The 16,923-nt window shown below is 62.8% G+C and carries 14 protein-coding genes and 1 pseudogene; 4 read left to right on the forward strand and 11 right to left on the reverse strand.

All coding sequences use genetic code 11. From position 1 onward, the window contains the following. Positions 1–172 precede the first annotated feature (172 nt). Genes PSH81_RS04845 through PSH81_RS04860 form a run of 4 tightly spaced genes read right to left on the reverse strand, consistent with a single transcriptional unit; the run spans position 173 to position 6,494 of the window. On the reverse strand, positions 173–1,537 hold the full coding sequence (locus tag PSH81_RS04845; RefSeq protein ID WP_226457724.1) for a heavy metal sensor histidine kinase: 1,365 nt from the start codon (positions 1,535–1,537) through the stop codon (positions 173–175). Next, entirely contained in the window at positions 1,527–2,204 is a 678-nt protein-coding gene (locus tag PSH81_RS04850; RefSeq protein ID WP_192297604.1) for a heavy metal response regulator transcription factor, read from the reverse strand. The genes PSH81_RS04845 and PSH81_RS04850 overlap by 11 nt, the downstream gene beginning before the upstream one ends. Before the next feature lie 31 nt (positions 2,205–2,235). Continuing rightward, positions 2,236–5,331, reverse strand: a complete 3,096-nt coding sequence (locus PSH81_RS04855; RefSeq protein WP_305392088.1) for a multidrug efflux RND transporter permease subunit — start codon at positions 5,329–5,331, stop codon at positions 2,236–2,238. After that, the gene (locus tag PSH81_RS04860; RefSeq protein WP_305392089.1) at positions 5,328–6,494 is read right to left on the reverse strand and encodes an efflux RND transporter periplasmic adaptor subunit; all 1,167 of its coding nucleotides are present in this window, start codon (positions 6,492–6,494) and stop codon (positions 5,328–5,330) included. The genes PSH81_RS04855 and PSH81_RS04860 overlap by 4 nt, the downstream gene beginning before the upstream one ends. A gap of 213 nt (positions 6,495–6,707) precedes the next feature. Here PSH81_RS04860 and PSH81_RS04865 point away from each other — a divergent pair, with 213 nt between their 5' ends. From PSH81_RS04865 to PSH81_RS04875, 4 genes and pseudogenes are all read left to right on the forward strand, one after another. Further along, positions 6,708–6,941 carry a hypothetical protein gene (locus PSH81_RS04865; protein WP_192297600.1) on the forward strand — a complete coding sequence of 78 codons (234 nt, stop codon included), beginning with the start codon at positions 6,708–6,710 and terminating at the stop codon, positions 6,939–6,941. 163 nt (positions 6,942–7,104) lie between these two features. After that, on the forward strand, positions 7,105–7,905 hold the full coding sequence (locus PSH81_RS04870) for a transporter substrate-binding domain-containing protein (RefSeq protein ID WP_305392090.1): 801 nt from the start codon (positions 7,105–7,107) through the stop codon (positions 7,903–7,905). Positions 7,906–8,001: 96 nt separating this feature from the next. After that, positions 8,002–8,283: pseudogene (locus PSH81_RS27450) on the forward strand (PAS domain-containing protein); the annotation flags it as partial. A 219-nt stretch (positions 8,284–8,502) separates the two neighbouring features. Further along, positions 8,503–9,576 carry a methyl-accepting chemotaxis protein gene (locus tag PSH81_RS04875; RefSeq protein WP_370694908.1) on the forward strand — a complete coding sequence of 358 codons (1,074 nt, stop codon included), beginning with the start codon at positions 8,503–8,505 and terminating at the stop codon, positions 9,574–9,576. Between the two features lie 257 nt (positions 9,577–9,833). Here the strand turns inward: PSH81_RS04875 and PSH81_RS04880 are convergent, their stop codons facing one another. From PSH81_RS04880 to PSH81_RS04910, 7 genes are all read right to left on the reverse strand, one after another. Beyond that, entirely contained in the window at positions 9,834–10,577 is a 744-nt protein-coding gene (locus PSH81_RS04880) for a YkgJ family cysteine cluster protein (protein ID WP_226457465.1), read from the reverse strand. A 108-nt stretch (positions 10,578–10,685) separates the two neighbouring features. Continuing rightward, positions 10,686–11,168, reverse strand: a complete 483-nt coding sequence (locus PSH81_RS04885) for an N-acetyltransferase (protein WP_305392092.1) — start codon at positions 11,166–11,168, stop codon at positions 10,686–10,688. 3 nt (positions 11,169–11,171) lie between these two features. Next, positions 11,172–12,074 (reverse strand): chemotaxis protein CheV, encoded by a 903-nt coding sequence (locus PSH81_RS04890; RefSeq protein ID WP_192297590.1) that lies wholly within the window; start codon positions 12,072–12,074, stop codon positions 11,172–11,174. Positions 12,075–12,224: 150 nt separating this feature from the next. Continuing rightward, positions 12,225–13,199, reverse strand: coding sequence for a D-glycerate dehydrogenase (locus tag PSH81_RS04895; protein WP_226457464.1), 975 nt, complete (start codon positions 13,197–13,199; stop codon positions 12,225–12,227). 214 nt (positions 13,200–13,413) lie between these two features. Continuing rightward, the gene (locus PSH81_RS04900; RefSeq protein WP_370694886.1) at positions 13,414–13,569 is read right to left on the reverse strand and encodes a hypothetical protein; all 156 of its coding nucleotides are present in this window, start codon (positions 13,567–13,569) and stop codon (positions 13,414–13,416) included. A 136-nt stretch (positions 13,570–13,705) separates the two neighbouring features. Further along, positions 13,706–14,674 (reverse strand): LysR family transcriptional regulator, encoded by a 969-nt coding sequence (locus PSH81_RS04905; RefSeq protein ID WP_192297585.1) that lies wholly within the window; start codon positions 14,672–14,674, stop codon positions 13,706–13,708. 84 nt (positions 14,675–14,758) lie between these two features. Further along, positions 14,759–16,840, reverse strand: coding sequence for a hypothetical protein (locus PSH81_RS04910; protein ID WP_305392093.1), 2,082 nt, complete (start codon positions 16,838–16,840; stop codon positions 14,759–14,761). Positions 16,841–16,923 lie beyond the last annotated feature (83 nt).

A 16,923-nucleotide genomic window follows, 5' to 3' on the forward strand; every position in this document is an offset into this window, starting at 1 on the left:
GAGTGTAACAAGATAATGACTGTTGCCCAAATCGCAACAGTGTGGTGGGCGGGGTTGCGTCCTCAGCGCGGGTGGCGCAGTCGGTCAAAATGGTACGCCTCGGTTTTTCAGGGCGACCGCGGTGCTTGGATTGAGGGCGGCTTAGTCCCCCGGCGCGGGACAAGCCCGCTCACTACAAGGGCAGGGTGATGCCGAAGGTGTTGCCGTTGGCGTCGCTTCGTACAAAGACGTCGCCGCCGTGCATCAGCGCAATCGCCTTGACGATGGCCAGCCCCAGGCCATGATTGGCGCCACTGTTGCTGCGCGAGGCGTCCACCCGGTAGAAGCGCTCGAACAAGCGTGGCAAGTGCTCGCTGGCAATCACCTCGCCGGGGTTGGTCACGCCGATTGCCACTTGATCCGCCTGGACCTCGATCTTCACATCGATGACCTGCCCTGGCGCGGTGTGTTGCACTGCGTTGCTCAGCAGGTTGATCAGTGCGCGGCGCAGGTGGGCTTTTTCGATGTGGACCGTGGCATCGCCGCTGACCCGCACGCTGACCTGGGCGTCTTCGAGGATGAAATCCAGATAGTCGAGAGTGGTTGCCACTTCATCGGCCAGGGCGCTTTCGATCAGCTTGGTGGCCTTGCTGCCCTGGTCGGCGCTGGCGAGGAAGAGCATGTCGTTGATGATCGAACGCAGGCGTTCCAATTCTTCGAGGTTCGATTGCAGCACTTCGAAGTAGTGTTCCGCCGAACGTCCGCGCGTCAGGGCGACCTGGGTCTGGCCGATCAGGTTGGTCAGCGGTGAGCGCAACTCGTGGGCGACGTCGGCGTTGAACGATTCCAGGCGCGAGTAGGCGTGTTCCACGCGGTCGAGGGTGGAGTTGAACGAGTTGACGAACTGGCTCAGCTCCGGCGGCAGCGGCGACAACCGCAAGCGCCCGGACAATTTCGGTGGCGCAAGTTTCTGCGCCTCATCCGACAGCTTGCCCAGCGGCTTGAGCCCGATGCGCGAGACCCAGAAGCCCAGCAGCGCGGCGAGGACTACGCCCACAAACGCCAGGCTGATCAGCGCCACCAGCAGATGGTGCTGGGTCGCGTGAAAGTTCTCGGTGTCGATGGCGATCATGAAGCGCAGCGGCGGGCGCTGATCCTTGGCCGGGAACTGGCTCACCAGGGCCTTGAACGGATGCTGGTGGCCCGGCAGATGCAAATCGCGCTTGCCGGTGTGCCCGTTGGCAAAGGCACGGATCTGTGGGTCGGGGTTGCCGTATTCGTAGGATGGGTCGCCGCTCACTACCCAGAAGTGGATACGTTTGTCCTCTTCACTGAGCAGCTTGAGCTTGGCGGTGATTTTTGCCCAATGGTCGGGCGTGCCAAAGCGACCCACCGACGATTCAAGCACGCTGTAGCGCGCATCCAGCTCGGCTTCCGGCAACAAGCCCAGGCTGCGGTCCACCTGCTGGTACAGCGCGCCGCCGATCAACACGAAGATCAGCAGCGCCACCAGGGTGAACATGCCGCTCAGGCGCAGGGCGATGGAGTTAGCCGACACTGCGGCTCTCCAGCACATAACCCATGCCACGAATGGTGTGCAGCAGTTTTTCTTCAAACGGTCCGTCGAGCTTGGCGCGCAGGCGTTTGATCGCGACCTCCACCACGTTGGCGTCACTGTCGAAGTTGATGTCCCAGACCATCTCTGCAATCGCGGTCTTGGACAGGATCTCGCCCTGGCGACGCGCCAGCACACTGAGCAGCGAGAACTCCTTGGCAGTCAGGTCCAGGCGCTGGCCGTTGCGACTGGCCTTGCGGCTGATCAGGTCGATCCACAGGTCGGCGACGGTCACCTGCACCGGCTCATGCCCGCCGCTGCGGCGGGTCAGAGCTTGCAGGCGCGCCACCAGTTCAAGGAACGAAAACGGCTTGCCCAGGTAATCATCCGCGCCTTCACGCAGGCCGCGAATGCGGTCTTCCACGCGCTCGCGGGCAGTGAGCATGATCACCGGCGTCTGTTTGCGCGCGCGCAAGGCCCGCAGCACGCCGAAACCGTCCAGGCCTGGCAGCATCACATCCAGCACGATGATCGCGTAGTCGTTCTCCAGCGCCAGGTGCAAACCCTCGACGCCTTCGCGAGCCACGTCGACGGTGTAGCCTTGTTCCGTCAGGCCGCGGTGCAGGTAGTCCGCGGTTTTTTCTTCATCTTCAATAATCAGGACGCGCATGAGCCTTTCGTTCCAGGACGGGGCCTAGGCCTTAATGTGTGGTCACCGGCGCAAGCGCTGGTTTGGGCCTGTGGAAAAACTTTTCGAGGTACAAGTATATGACCGGCGTGGTGAACAGCGTCAGCGCCTGGCTGACCAGCAGGCCGCCGACCACCGAGATGCCCAGCGGCTGGCGCAGTTCGGCACCGGCGCCGTAGCCGAGCATCAGCGGCAGGGCGCCGAGCAGGGCGGCCAGGGAGGTCATGATGATCGGACGGAACCGGGTGATACAGGCTTCGAAGATCGCATCATGGGCTGACAAGCCGCGTGTGCGCTGCGCCTCCAGGGCGAAGTCGATCAGCAGGATGCCATTCTTCTTGACGATGCCGATCAACAGCACCAGGCCGATCAGCGCCATGATCGAAAAGTCCTGCCCCAGCAGCCACAGCATCACCAGTGCCCCGAGGCCCGCCGAGGGCAGGGTCGAGATGATGGTCAGCGGATGCACAAAGCTCTCATACAGCACGCCGAGAATGATGTAGACCGCCACCAGTGCAGCGAGGATCAGCCAGGGTTGGCTGGCCAGGGAACTCTGGAACGCCTGGGCCGCACCCTGAAAGTTGCCGATGATCGAGGCCGGCATGCCGATCTCGTTTTTCGCCTGGTCGAGCAGGATCACCGCATCACCCAGCGCCACGCCGGGCGCCAGGTTGAACGACAGGTTGGCGGCCGGGAACATGCCGTCATGGCTGATGGACAGCGGCCCGACCGTGGGCGCGTCAACCGTGGCCAGCGCCGACAGCGGCACCATTTCATTGGTCAGCGGCGAGCGCAGGTAGAAGTAATTCAGGCTTTCGGCCTTGCCGCGCTGTTGGGTGTCGAGTTCCAGCACCACTTGGTACTGGTTGATTTCGGTCTGGAACTCATTGACCTGGCGCTGGCCGAACGCGTCGTACAGCGCCTGGTCGACGTCGGTGGCCGTGAGGCCGAAGCGTGCGGCGGCGCGGCGATCGATGGTGATGTGGGTGATGTTGCCGCCCAGTTGCAGGTCATTGGAGATGTCGCGAAATTGTGGGATCGCGCGCAGTTTTTCGGTGAGCCGCTGGGTCCAGGTGTTCAGCAGCGCACCGTCGTTGCTCTTGAGCACGTATTGATACTGGCTGCGGCTGGGGCCGGAACTGAGGTTGATGTCTTGCCCGGCGCGCAGGTACAGGACGATCCCCGGCACCTTGGCCAGCTTGGGCCGGATACGGTCGATAAACTGGCTGGCGGACACGTCGCGGTCGCCGCGATCCACCAGGGAAATCCAGAAGCGTCCATTGGCGATGGTCTGGTTGCTGCCGGTCACGCCGACAGAGTGGGAAAACGCGCGCACGGCCGGGTCGGCCTGCATGATTTCGGCCAGTGCCTTGTGCTTGGCGACCATGTCCGGGTAGGACGCATCCGCCGCTGCCTCGCTTGTGCCGAGGATGAAACCGGTGTCCTGCACCGGGAAGAAACCCTTGGGGATAAATACGTAGCCGACCACGGCCAGGCCCAGGGTCAGCAGGAAGATACCGGCCATGGTGCGTTGATGGGCCAGGGCGCGACGCAGGTATTTTTCGTATCCGGCCAGCAGCCGCTCGCCAAAGCCGGGGTTGTCATGGCCGCGGTGGCTCGGCGCTTTCATGAACAGGGCCGCGAGGGTCGGGGCCAGTGTCAGCGACACCACCACGGAGATCAGGATGGTGGACGTAGCAGTCAAGGCAAACTCCTTGAACAGCCGGCCGACCACGCCGCCCATGAACAGCAGCGGAATAAAGGCCGCCACCAGCGACACACTGATGGACACCACGGTAAAGCCGATTTCACTGGCGCCCTTGATCGCCGCCTCGCGTTTGTCCAGCCCGGTTTCGAGGTGGCGATGGATGTTCTCCACCACCACGATCGCATCGTCCACCACAAACCCCACGGCCACCACGATCGCCACCAGGGTCAGGTTGTTCAGGCTGAAACCCATCACGTACATCAGGGCAAAACTGGCGATCAACGACACGCCCAGCACGCTCGACACAATCAGGGTGGCCGACCACTGGCGCAGGAAAATCGCCATCACCCCGACTACCAGCAACACGGCGATCAGCAGGGTCATTTCCACTTCATGCAACGAAGCGCGGATGGTGGTGGTGCGGTCCATCAGCACGCTGACCTGCACCGCGGCAGGCAGCATCGCTTCCAGGCGCGGCAGTTCGGCCTGGATGCGCTCGACGGTCTCGACAATGTTGGCGCCGGGTTGGCGGGTGATCACCAGGTTGACGCCGGGGGTGTCCCCTGCCCAGGCCTGGACGTAGGCGTTTTCCGAACCGTTGACCACTTTGGCAACATCGCGCAGTTGCACGGGGGCGCCGTTCTTGTAGGAAATGATCAGGTCACCGTATTCATCCGGGTGAAACAACTGGTCGTTGGTCGCCAGGGTCGACACGCTGTGCTTGCCGTACAGCGCTCCCTTGGCCAGGTTCAGGCTCGATTGCTGGATGGCCAGGCGTACGTCGGCCAAGGTCAGGCCGATGGCGGCGAGCCGGTCGGGCGAGGCCTGCACACGGATCGCCGGGCGTTGCTGGCCGGTGATGTTGATCTGGCCGACACCGTCGATCTGGCTGATTTGCCGGGCAAGCAGGGTCTCCACCAAGTCGCTCAGTTCGGTGCCGGGCATGTCATGGGAGCTGACACTGAGGATCAGCACCGGGCTGTCCGCCGGGTTGACCTTGCGCCAGGTCGGCAGGCTCGGCATATCGCTGGGCAGTTTGCCGGCGGCGGTGTTGATCGCCGCCTGCACTTCCTGCGCCGCAGTGTCGATGCTTTTGTCGAGGGTGAATTGCAGGGTCAGCAGGCTTGAGCCCAAGGCGCTGCTGGAGGTCATCTGGGTCATGCCGGGGATGGCGCTGAATTGCACCTCCAGCGGCGTGGCGACCGACGAGGCCATGGTGTCGGGGCTCGCGCCGGGTAATTGGGCGCTGACCTGGATCGTCGGAAACTCCGCTTCCGGCAGTGGGGCGATGGGTAATTTGGGGAAGGCAATCAGCCCAAGCAGCACCAGGGCAAAGGTCAGCAACAGGGTGGCGACCGGGCGGTCGATGCACCAGGCCGAAACCGAACCCCGCGACGTCATGGCTGCACCTGGGCGTCAGCGGTCTGGATCACTTGGGGCGGCTCCTTGAGGATCTCGACCTGGGCGCCGGCCTTGAGCCGCGATTGGCCATCGCTGACCAACACGTCGCCGGCCTGGATGCCCTTGAGGATATTGCGCTCGCTGTCCTGATACACCACCTGCACCGGCACGGTCTCGACCTTGTCGCCTTTGATGCGGTACACGAAATGCGAGTCCAGGCCACGCTGCACCACGGTCGGGGGGACGGCGAGGGCATTGCGGTCGAGGGCAGTCTGGATCTTGATCGTCACCAACTGGCCGGGCCACAGCTTCTGCGCGGTGTTGGCGAACTCGGCCTTGGCGCGCAGGGTGCCGGTGGTGCTGTTGATCTGGTTGTCGATCAAGCTCAGGCGGCCCTGGCCCAGCAGGTCACTGTCCCGGCCTTCGGTATCGGCGCCCTGGTAAGCGTCGACCTTGGCAGGGTGGTCGGCGGCAATCAGCCCCTGCAGGGTCGGCAGCATTTGCTGCGGCAGGGAGAACTCGACGGCAATCGGATCGATCTGCGTCACCGAGAACAAGCCTTGGGTGTCGCTCATGCGCAGGAAGTTGCCTTCGTCCACCGTGCGTATCCCCACGCGACCTGTGACCGGCGAGCGAATCTGGGTGTAGGAAAGCTGTACCTGGGCCGCGTCAATGGCCGCCTGGTTGCCTTGCACCGTGGCTTTCAGTTGGTTGACCAGCGCCTGTTGCTGGTCGTAGGTCTGCCGGGAGATGCCGTCGTCGACGCTCAGTTCCTTGTAGCGCTTGAGGTTGACCAGGGCCACTTGCAGTTGCGCCTGGCTCTGTCCCAGCTGGGCCCTGGCCTGGTCGAGACTGGCGCGGATCGAGCGGTCGTCGAGGCTCGCCAGCAGGTCCCCGGTCTTGACCAGTTGTCCTTCCTTGACCAGCAGCCGGGTGAGGATGCCGTCGATTTGCGGGCGGATCACCACGCTGTGCAACGACAGCACCGAACCGATGCCACTGACGTAGCGCGGCAGGTCCTGTTCCACCACGTGGATGACGCGTACCGGCACGGCGGTCGAAGCCACCAATTTGGTCTTGGCTGGCCGTGTGAAGACCCATGCCGCAATGGCCACTACCACGAGGACGCCAACGATCAAGGCGGTTTTGCGTTGAATGTGCATGCTGTCAGGTGCCGGGACGAGAGGTGGAAAAAGGATGGGTATTTATAGCCTGTGAACCCGGTCAGCAAGGTGACCGCTTTCTGACGGCGCTGTCAGTTACATGCTGACCATTCGTACGACAGTGGTAAAAGATCATGGGCCCGCAGGTATACTGCGCGCCAGTGTGGCCTGCAAGCCGGCCCCGCATCATTATCTGCATGCCCCGGAGCTTTCATGAATTCCCCGACACAATCCCCTGTTGAAGCGGCCGACCTCGTCGATTCGGCCAACGCCGAAGGCGTTGAAAAAGCCGAGATCCCGGCGTTCAAGTTTCCCTTCAAACCGGGTGAGCTGGCCGGGGCGAAGAATGCCGCCCAACCTTGGTATAAAAACGGTGCCAAGAACGGTCACACCAAATCGCCTGGCATGGCGCCACCGGGCACCCGTCGTTCCATGGGTAAACGTTGAGAGTAGAGGGTCACAAGCTGTAGTGGTAAATGCCTACAGCCTCAGTCGATATTTCTGCTTGTAGGCACAGGTCCTTTTTTTGAAAGCTTTCGCGACACCTGCACGGCCTCTTCACGGGGTTGGATGAGGATGAAGCTGGTTTTTCTAGAAAAGGACGTCCCCTGTGGCCCTGACACACCTGCGTGTTTCCCTCGCCCTATTGATGTTGTCCGGGGGCTTCACTATCGCAATAGCCGATGACCTGCCACGGCGCGAAATCCGCTTCGCCGTCGCCGCGCAGTTTCCGCCGTTCCAAAGCCGTGATCAGCACGGCCGCCTGGTGGGTTTGAACATCGAGTTGGGCAATGCGTTGTGTGAGCAGCTCAACGCACGTTGCATCTGGGTCGATCAGATCCTCGTCGAGAGCTTCGCAGCCCTTGAAGCCCGGCAATTCGACGCGATCATGGGCATGGCGCCGACCGCTCAGCGGCGCAAGCGGGTAAATTTCACCGATGACCTCTATCCCTTCACTACCCGCCTGGTAGCGCGCAAAACCTCGGGCTTGCTGCCGAACCGGCGCTCGCTCAAAGGCAAGCGCGTCGGGGTCTTGCTGAGGAGCAATCGCGAAGCCTTCGCCCTGTCGAAATGGGCGCCGGCGGGCGTCATCATCAAGAGTTTCTGGCTCAATGAAGAACTCGTGCGCAGCCTGGTGGCTGGCGATATAGATGCAACCTTGCAAGGCCCCATAGAGATCCGCGAGCTGCTGCTCGACACGGCAGACGGCCAGGATTTCGACTTCCTTGGCCCTGCCATCTCGGCGCAATCATTGGGTGACGGTGTGGCGATTGCACTGCGCAAGCCTGATACGGCGCTGCGCAATGAGCTGAACCGCGCCCTTGAGCAGTTGATGCACAACGGCGAATACCAGCGGATCACCCAACCCTATCACCTGGACATCCCCCGGCACGCCGTGATGGCAAACTAATTGCGCGGAACATGAGCTGGATCAGTATTTGCCCCCTTGGTGCGCTTAGAGTCGACGGCCCTGCCGACTCTCCAACCATTACGAGCGCGCTTATCCATGAAGATCAACCTGCCGGTCACCGGTCGAAATGTGGACTTTGCCCCTGACGCCAATATCCTCTCGACCACCGACTTGACCAGTGTGATTACCTACGCCAACAAGGACTTTATCGACGTCAGTGGCTACAGCCGCGAGGAGCTGCTCGGCGCACCGCACCATCTGTTGCGTCACCCGGACATGCCGGCCGCGGCGTTTGCGCACATGTGGCAAACCTTGAAGGCGGGACGCTCATGGATGGGCATGGTGAAAAACCGCTGCAAGAACGGCGATCACTATTGGGTCAGCGCCTATGCCTCGCCGGTCACGCGTGATGGTGTGACGGTGGAGTATCAGTCGGTGCGCACCAAGCCGGATGCGCGCCGCATCGCAGCAGCGGAACGTGCCTACGCCCAATTGCGCGGGGGCAAGCGGCCGCTGCTGCCCACGTTCGGCATGGGCCTGAAGTTATCGTTGTGGGTGGTCGGCACCGGCGGCCTGACCTGGGCGTTGGGACTGGGCCTGGCGGACTACGCGCTGGTTTGGCAACTGCTGGCGCTGGTGCTCGGTGGCGCTGTGGGCGCGGCGGGGGTCAACGCGATCCTGCGGCCCCTGGCGCAGTTGAATCAACGCGCGCGTGCAATCGCCGACAACCCCTTGAGCCAGGCGATCTACACCGGACGCACGGATGAGTGCGGGACGATCGAATTTGCCCTGCACATGCTTGAAGCCCAGGTGGGCGCAGTGGTCGGGCGCATCGGCGATGCATCGTGGCGCTTGTCCGGGCATGCCGCGCAGTTGGTCGAGCAGTTGGACAGCAGTCATGCCAGCAGCCTCGGCCAGCAGACCCAGACCGATCAGGTGGCGGCGGCGATCCACCAGATGACCGCCAGTGTGGCTGCGGTGGCCAACCATGCTGTCGTGGCGTCCAAGGCGGCCGACCAGGCCGGCAACGAAACCCGTGAAGGTCATCTGCGGGTGGATGAAAGCCGCGATGCGGTGTTGCGCCTGTCCCAGGAACTGACCCGCGCCACTGAGGTGATCCACCAACTGGAAAGTCACAGCGGTGAAATCAGCAGCGTGCTGGAGGTGATCCGCACCATTGCCGAACAAACCAACCTGCTGGCACTGAATGCCGCCATCGAAGCGGCGCGGGCCGGCGAGCAGGGCCGTGGTTTTGCCGTGGTTGCCGATGAAGTACGCGGCCTGGCGCAACGCACCCAGCAATCGACCAACGAAATCCAGCGCATGATCAGCACCCTGCAAGGCGGCGCGCGGGACGCGGTGCAGGCCATGGCGCAGAGCAGCGAACATGTCGACGCCAGCGTCGTGCAGGCACAACGGGCGGCGGCCGCGTTGGATGGCATCAGCCAGCGCGTGAGCCAGATCACCGGCATGAGCCAGCAGATCGCGGCGGCGGTGGAGGAGCAAAGTGCGGTGAGCGAAGACATCAATCGCAATATTGTCGGTATTCGCAATGCAGGGGAGGCCACCGTCTGCGCGGGGCAGCGCAGCCAGCGCAGTTCCGGGGATGTGGCGGCGTTGGCGGAAGACTTGCGGCAGTTGGCGCGGGAGTTCTGGGGCAAGCGACATTAGTGGGATTTGGAGTGAATGTGCTGCCGCCTTCGCAAGCCAGCCTGCACAGTTGCTCCACTGCCAACCCCCTGTGGGAGATTCTATGGTTGAGAGGCAGCATATCCGCCAACAGTGCCGCCGCCTTCGCAGCCTCGCTAAAGCTCGACAGCTCCCACAGGGGACTAGCAGTGTCTGGGCGATCTGCAGCCGAGCACTGACAGCCCGCCAACACCGATCACCTGTGGGAGCGGGCTTGCCCGCGAAGGGGCCGGTACTGCCTACGCCGCCCTCAACGAAATAAACGCATAGTTGGCCGGCACCTCGGTAGCAATCTGCGCCCCCGCATCCAGCAGTTGCTCGGCAATGTCCATCCCGGACACATGAAACACCCACTCATTGGCCACGGCCGGCCGTTGCGTCGCCAATTCAAGCGCCTGGGCAAACGCGCCCATGTCCGGCAGGTACGCGGTAAACCCATCGCCCTTGAGCGCCGTGGTGCGCAGGCCGAGTAAGGCGCACACGGCTTCTTTGGTCTGGACGTCATCGCGGTCGGCCTGGCGCGAGCGCTGGATCAAGGCGGCCAACTGCGGGTCCGCCAGTTCGCCACCGACGATCAGCGCCGGGCCCTGTTCCCAGGATTCCGGTGGGCATTCCTTCGCCGCGGGGTTCAACGGGATGTGCGGATTGATCTCCATCGGATAGATCCGACACACCAACGGCCGCCGCTCATAGATGCGGCACAGGTTGTCTGCGTCAAGATTCCGGCAACGCCCGGCGTTGTAGGCGGCAAAGGTGATGGCCAGCAACGCCTCGGTGTTGCCGCAGGGCACCACCACCGAACGGCGTTCGGCATGCTCGCGTTGCTGGGCGGGCAAGCCCAGGCCGCTGGCGAGAAAACCTTCCACGAGCACGATGACCTGGCCGCCGTCCGCCGCCCACATGCGGGCTTCATCGAGGGTCAGGGGGACGTGGTGGTCGCTGCAGCATTTGCCGCAACCGACGCAGGAAAAATGAGTGTTCATGGCGGATCTGTCACCAGGCTAGGTCAGAGGGCACACTTGAGCGGTGACGGGTTTTTACCTCTGTCCACCGCTCAGCCTGTCTGGAAGCAAGTTGTGCGCCAGTGCCTGTCAGTCTGCTGCGACGACATCGCGTAGGACGAATCTCATTTCAGCGCTTTCATAGAGCTTGCGTGCGCGCAGGTTGCTCTCCAGCACCTTGAGATCCACGTAGGGTTCGCCGCGTTGCTTGAACACCTGGAAGCAGTGCAGCAACAACGCACGGCCCAGCCCCTGGCCCTGGGCGCAGGGGTGTATGGCGAGATTCTTGATAAACGCGCTGGTCCAGCATTGCGCCACGCCGAGAATACCGTCGGCGTTGCTGGCTACCAGGCACAGCGTCGGGTCGAATTCGGCGTCGGTGACAAACTGGTGTCGCCATTCATCCAGGCCGGGTACGCGGCCACCGCCTTGGTCCTGGGTCATGCGCAACACTGCATGAATCGCCGGGGCCAGCGCGTCGCGGTAGTGATCCAACTGCGTACCCGCCGGCCATTGCTGCGCGGGCAGGCTGGCGGTGAGGTCGCGGCGTAGCAGCTGGAAATACTCGCTCACCGCTTACAGGCCTTTTTGCGCCACAGTCTGGGCGGCGATCACCAGGCACTTGGTCAGTTCCGGCGAAGAAAACTTGGTCAGCACCGAATCGGCCCCGGCCAGGCGGGCTTTTTCGCTGTTCATCGCGCTGTCCAGGGAGGTGTGCAACAGCACGTAGAGGTCTTTGAAATCCGGGGTTTCACGCAGGGTGCGGGTGAGGGCGTAACCGTCCATTTCGGACATCTCGATGTCCGATACCACCACATTGATCTGCTCGGCCGTGCCTTGCAGCTCCAGCAGCACATCGATGGCCTCCTTGGCACTGCGCGCGGTGTGACAGGTCAGGCCGAGGTTACGCAGGGTGTGCACCGATTGCTGCAGGGCGACCTGGCTGTCATCCACCACCAAGATGCGGGCGTTGCCCAGCACTTCGGCTTCTTCCATGGTCAGGTCGGTCGGCGCTGCTTCAACCGGCGCCGGGGCGATGCCGTGGATGACTTTTTCAATATCCAGCACTTGTACCAAGCCACCTTCGACCTGGGTGACCCCGGTGATAAACGCGCGGTTGCCGCCGGAGCCGTAGGGCGGCGGACGGATATCGGTGGTCAGGCAGTGCACAATCTTGCTCACCGCCTGTACATGCAGGCCCTGCTTGGAACGGCTGACGTCAGTGACGATCAGGCAGCCGCCGTCCGGGTCTTGCAGGGGCATTTCGCCGAGGGCGCGGCTCAGGTCGATCACCGACAGCGAGGCTCCGCGCAGGATGGCGATGCCTTTGACGTGGGGGTGGGACTCCGGCAGCTTGGTCAGCGGCGGGCAGGGAATGATTTCGCTGACTTTCAGCAGGTTGATCGCCATCAGCTTGCCGCTACGTAAGGTAAAGAGCAGAAGCGAGAGTGAGTCTGCGCGGGCTTTGGTGGTGGACATAAAAACCTTCTGAGGATCAGGGATGACGATCTATACCGAGTTATCGACTTGAGGGCGCCAGGCTTTAACCGGGTTTTGTATCGGGCGGGTTTCTGTGGGAGCAGGCAAGCCAACTCCCCCCCAGAAGCACCCGCCCACCGTAGTGAGAGGTCAGCCTTTCCACACTTGCGGGTTCACCAGATCCTGCGGACGCTGGCCCAGTAGGGCACTGCGCAAGTTGTCCAACGCACGATTGGCCATGGCTTCGCGGGTTTCATCTGTCGCCGAGCCGATGTGCGGCAAGGTCACTGCATTGCTCAGTTGGAACAGCGGCGATTGCGCCAGGGGCTCCTGCTCATACACATCCAGTCCCGCCCCGCGAATCCGCTGGGTTTGCAGCGCTTCGATCAGTGCCGGCTCATCCACCACCGGGCCACGGGAGATGTTGATCAGGATCGCGCTGGATTTCATCAAGCCCAGCTCGCGGGTGCTGATCAGGTGACGGGTCTTGTCGCTCAACGGCACCACCAGGCAGACGAAATCCGCTTCGGCCAGCAACTGGTCAAGGCTGCGCAACTGTGCGCCCAGCGTTTGTTCCAGCTCGGTCTTGCGGCTGTTGCCGCTGTACAGGATCGGCATGTTGAACCCCAGGTGCCCGCGACGGGCCACGGCCGCGCCGATATTGCCCATGCCGACGATGCCCAGGGTCTTGCCGTGCACATCGCAACCGAACAACGCTGCGCCGACGCTGGCTTTCCACTGACCGGCCTTGGTCCAGGCGTCCAGCTCGGCGACGCGGCGCGCGCTGCTCATCAGCAGGGCGAAGGCCAGGTCGGCGGTGCTTTCGGTGAGCACGTCAGGGGTGTTGGTGAGCATGATCCCGCGTTCATTGAAGTAGGGCACATCGTAGTTGTCGTAGCCCACCGAGACGCTGGAGACCACTTCCAGCTTGCCGGCGCCTTCGAGCTGCGCGCGGCCCAGCTTGCGACCCACGCCGATCAAACCGTGGGCGTGGGGCAGGGCTTCGTTGAACTGCGCGTTGATGTCACCCAGTTTGGGATTGGGCGCGATCACCTCGAAATCCTGTTGCAGGCGTTCGATCATTGGCGGGGTGATACGGCTGAAGGCGAGGACGGTCTTTTTCATTGCAGGCGGGCTCATCGACTACGGAAGAATGCCAAGCAAGCTAACATTCCTCGTCTGTGTTGTCAGGACACCACTCAATCAACGTGTACACAGTTCAACCTGTGGGAGCGGGCTTGCCCGCGAAGGCGGTGGATCAGCCAGCAAGTCTGTATCTGACACACCGCCTTCGCGGGCAAGCCCGCTCCCACATTTGATTTCTGCGGTTCGAACTACCTCAGTTCACCAAACGAGCGCCGCCCAAACCCCCACTCAACTCATACGCCGCCAACTCCGCCTGATGCGCCGCCAGGATTTCCGGCATCACCCGAACCAGGGTGCCATTACGCAAACCCTCGATGGCCGCGTACACCGGCAGCAGGCTGACGCCCATGCAACGTGTACACCGTTCAACCTGTGGGAGCGGGCTTGCCCGCGAAGGCGGTGGATCAGCCAGCAAGTCTGTATCTGACACACCGCCTTCGCGGGCAAGCCCGCTCCCACATTTGATTTCTGCGGTTCGAACTACCTCAGTTCGCCAAACGAGCGCCGCCCAACCCCCCACTCAACTCATACGCCGCCAACTCCGCCTGATGCGCCGCCAGGATTTCCGGCAACGACCCGCGCAGGTATTCCACCCAGGTCTTGATCTTCGCATCCAGGTACTGGCGCGACGGGTAGATGGCGTACAGGTTCAGCTCCTGGGAGCGGTAGGTCGGCATCACCCGAACGAGGGTGCCGTTACGCAAACCCTCGATGGCCGCGTACACCGGCAGCAGGCCGACGCCCATGCCGCTAGTGATCGCGGTCTTCATCGCGTCGGCCGAGTTGACCAGGAACGGCGAGGTGTTGATCGCCACGCTTTCCTGGCCTTCGGGGCCGTTGAAGGTCCATTTGTCCAGCTGGATCACCGGGCTGACCAGGCGCAGGCAGGCGTGGTTGAGTAAATCATGGGGGCGTTGCGCGCAACCCTTGGCCTTGACGTAATCCGGCGAGGCACAGGCGATGCTGTAGGTGATGCCCAGGCGTTGGGACACGAAGCCCGAGTCCGGCAGCTCGCTGGCCAGCACGATGGAAACGTCGTAACCCTCGTCGAGCAGGTCCGGCACGCGGTTGGCCAGGGTCAGGTCGAAGGTCACGTCCGGGTGGGTGCGGCGGTAGCGGGCGATTGCGTCGATGACGAAATGCTGGCCGATGCCGGTCATGGTGTGCACTTTCAATTGCCCGGCGGGGCGTGCGTGGGCGTCGCTGGCTTCGGCCTCGGCTTCTTCGACGTAGGCGAGGATCTGTTCGCAGCGCAGCAAATAGCGTTTGCCGGCTTCGGTCAGGGCGATGCGGCGGGTGGTGCGGTTGAGCAAGCGGGTTTGCAGATGGGCCTCAAGGTTCGAGACCGCGCGCGAAACGTTGGCCGTAGTGGTGTCCAGTTGCGCGGCGGCGGCGGTGAAGCTGCCAGCTTCGGCCACGCAACTGAACGCGCGCATGTTTTGCAAAGTGTCCATGGGGGGTTCTCAGGGGCGATGGCAAATTGTGACATGAAGTTGCGCGCAGGTGTGCATCCACTGGGTGCCGCCCGCCCCCAAGGCTCAGCGCAAGGTCCAGGCTGTGCTGACCCGTGCCTCATAGTGCGGCAGGTAGTCGAGCAGCATTTGCACCAGCGCTTCTTGTGCCAGGGCACGGTTTTCCTGGGTTGGCGTGCCTGAGGCGGTGGCCGTCCGCAACCTCAGGCTTTCAACGGCCTGGCGCAGAGCCGGGCTGATGCGTGCCAGCTCATCAAGTTCGGCGTCGAGCACGCTGCCGGTTTTTTGTTGGCCGATGCTGTCGAGCAACGTCTGGAATGCTTCGGCGTGCTGCTTCACGTAATGGTCCCAGGCGGGTCGCTCCGGCAGCAGGCGACGGGCGATGGGCAATACCTGGTCCAGCGAGTCGCTGCCCAATTGCTCGCTGCGCAATTGTTGCCGGGTGCGCAGGGACTGCAGATCGAACCCGGTGTAATGGTTGACCACTGGCGGTAGCCGCAGGTCGTTAGCCTTGCTCAGCGTGTGGCGCGTGAGCAACACCACGGGTTGCCCGTGTTTGATTTTGACCAGCACCTGGGTGACCGCTCGTTTGGCCGGATCGAGCAGTGAGGCGCTGATCGACTGGACCAGTTGCTCCCAGTCAAATGTCTGCTGGCCAATGGCGCAAAGCCCGTTGCGCAAGGTTGTCTTGATCACCTGGGCGCCTTGGAGCGGGGCGATGTCGATGCTCAGGTAATCGCCGCTCAAGTGCGGGTCGTCGAGTTTTCGATGGCTGACTTCGATGCTCACGCCTTTGCCGCCTTCGTCCTGGGCCGACGCCGTGGCACTTACCGATCCGCTCAACACCTGGGCATGGCTCGCCAGTGTGTAGACCTTCACGGCATCCGGTCGGAGCAGTGCGCGGTGCTGCTGGATCACATCGAGTAACTGTCGGTCCAGGCCGGGGTCGACTGGCGCTTGAAGCTTCAGCCGCACGTAGCGCTCGAGCAATGCCTGGGCTTGCCGGGTGTGGTGCGCAGGCGTGGAAAGCTTTTGCATGAAGTGCCGGCTGCCCGACGCGGCCAGGCGCTTCATATCGTCGAGCAACCGCTCTGGCGTGTCGCCGTCGGGCGGCAACGGGCTCAGCTTGCGTGCGGCCATCGTCGCTGAGGTGTCGTACAGGCCGAGAATATCCAGCGCCTTGTGCGGGTAGGTGCGCCGCAGTCTCAGGTCCATTGCACTGTTGAGCTTGAGGAAGCTGAAGACATCGACGGCGACGTCGCTGCGTGCACTGATGATGAAGCCTTTTTCCGTTTTGAGCGGCCCGGGAGTGTCGTACAGGCATGGCAGTTCGATGTCGGCCAAGCCGTTTTCGGCCAGTGCCTGCCTGACACCCGGCTGGCTCAGTGCCGAATAATCCCGCTGCCTTTGCAGCGTGCTGCCGGGAACGTCGGCGTAGTGCGCCAGGCTTGCGTACTCCTTGGAGGAAAAATAGCCAAGGCTGAGCTGGTTGCGCGACTGGCTCTGGCCCAGGTTCAGCGCGATGGATTTCAGCTTGCCCTGCAGGGCAATGACCCGCGAGCGCTCGATGCGCTGGTCACGGGTGATTTCCAGGTGTGAGTCGTTCGTCAGGCAAGGGCCTGCACTGAGCTGCCGGGAGGGTTCCAGCATGAAGTCATACCCGAGATGGTAGTGGCTCGAACGTTTGTCCCCGGCGCTGACATCGGCAAGCGAGCGCAGTCTGGCGGGGGCCTGGCGCGTATGCCGGGCTTCGCCGACGGCCGCGCGAAATTGCCATTTGAGCGCACGGCACAAGCTGTAGTCAGCCTCAATCTGTGGGTTGCCGCGGGTACGGTGGCGTTCAAGCAGGTGTTCGGCCTTTTTGAAAAAGGCGTAGAAGCCTGGGAGTTCGTCGGCCGAGACTTCCAACTGCGGTTCGCTGTGGGTCAGCGTCTGGTGCAGCGCCCTGATCGGTTGTAGCTCCTGGGAACTGCCCGCGTAGGACTGCAGCTTTTCCAGCAGTGTGTCTGCGATCCAACGCACATCGCGTTGCACCGGCAGCATCCCCGGACGCAACGGCTCAGGGCGCAGATGTAACTGCCTGTGCAAGCCGTCGGCGGTGTCGTGTGCCGGCGGCAGCGGGGTAAACGTGCTGAGGGCTGAAAGCATGGGCGGCTCCAAGCGTGCTTAGGTGCCTCATTCTGTTACTCGCTTGCCCCCTACTATGTAGGTCAAATGCCCGGATTATCGCT

This window comes from Pseudomonas sp. FP2335, assembly GCF_030687535.1.
Classification (GTDB): Bacteria; Pseudomonadota; Gammaproteobacteria; order Pseudomonadales; family Pseudomonadaceae; genus Aquipseudomonas.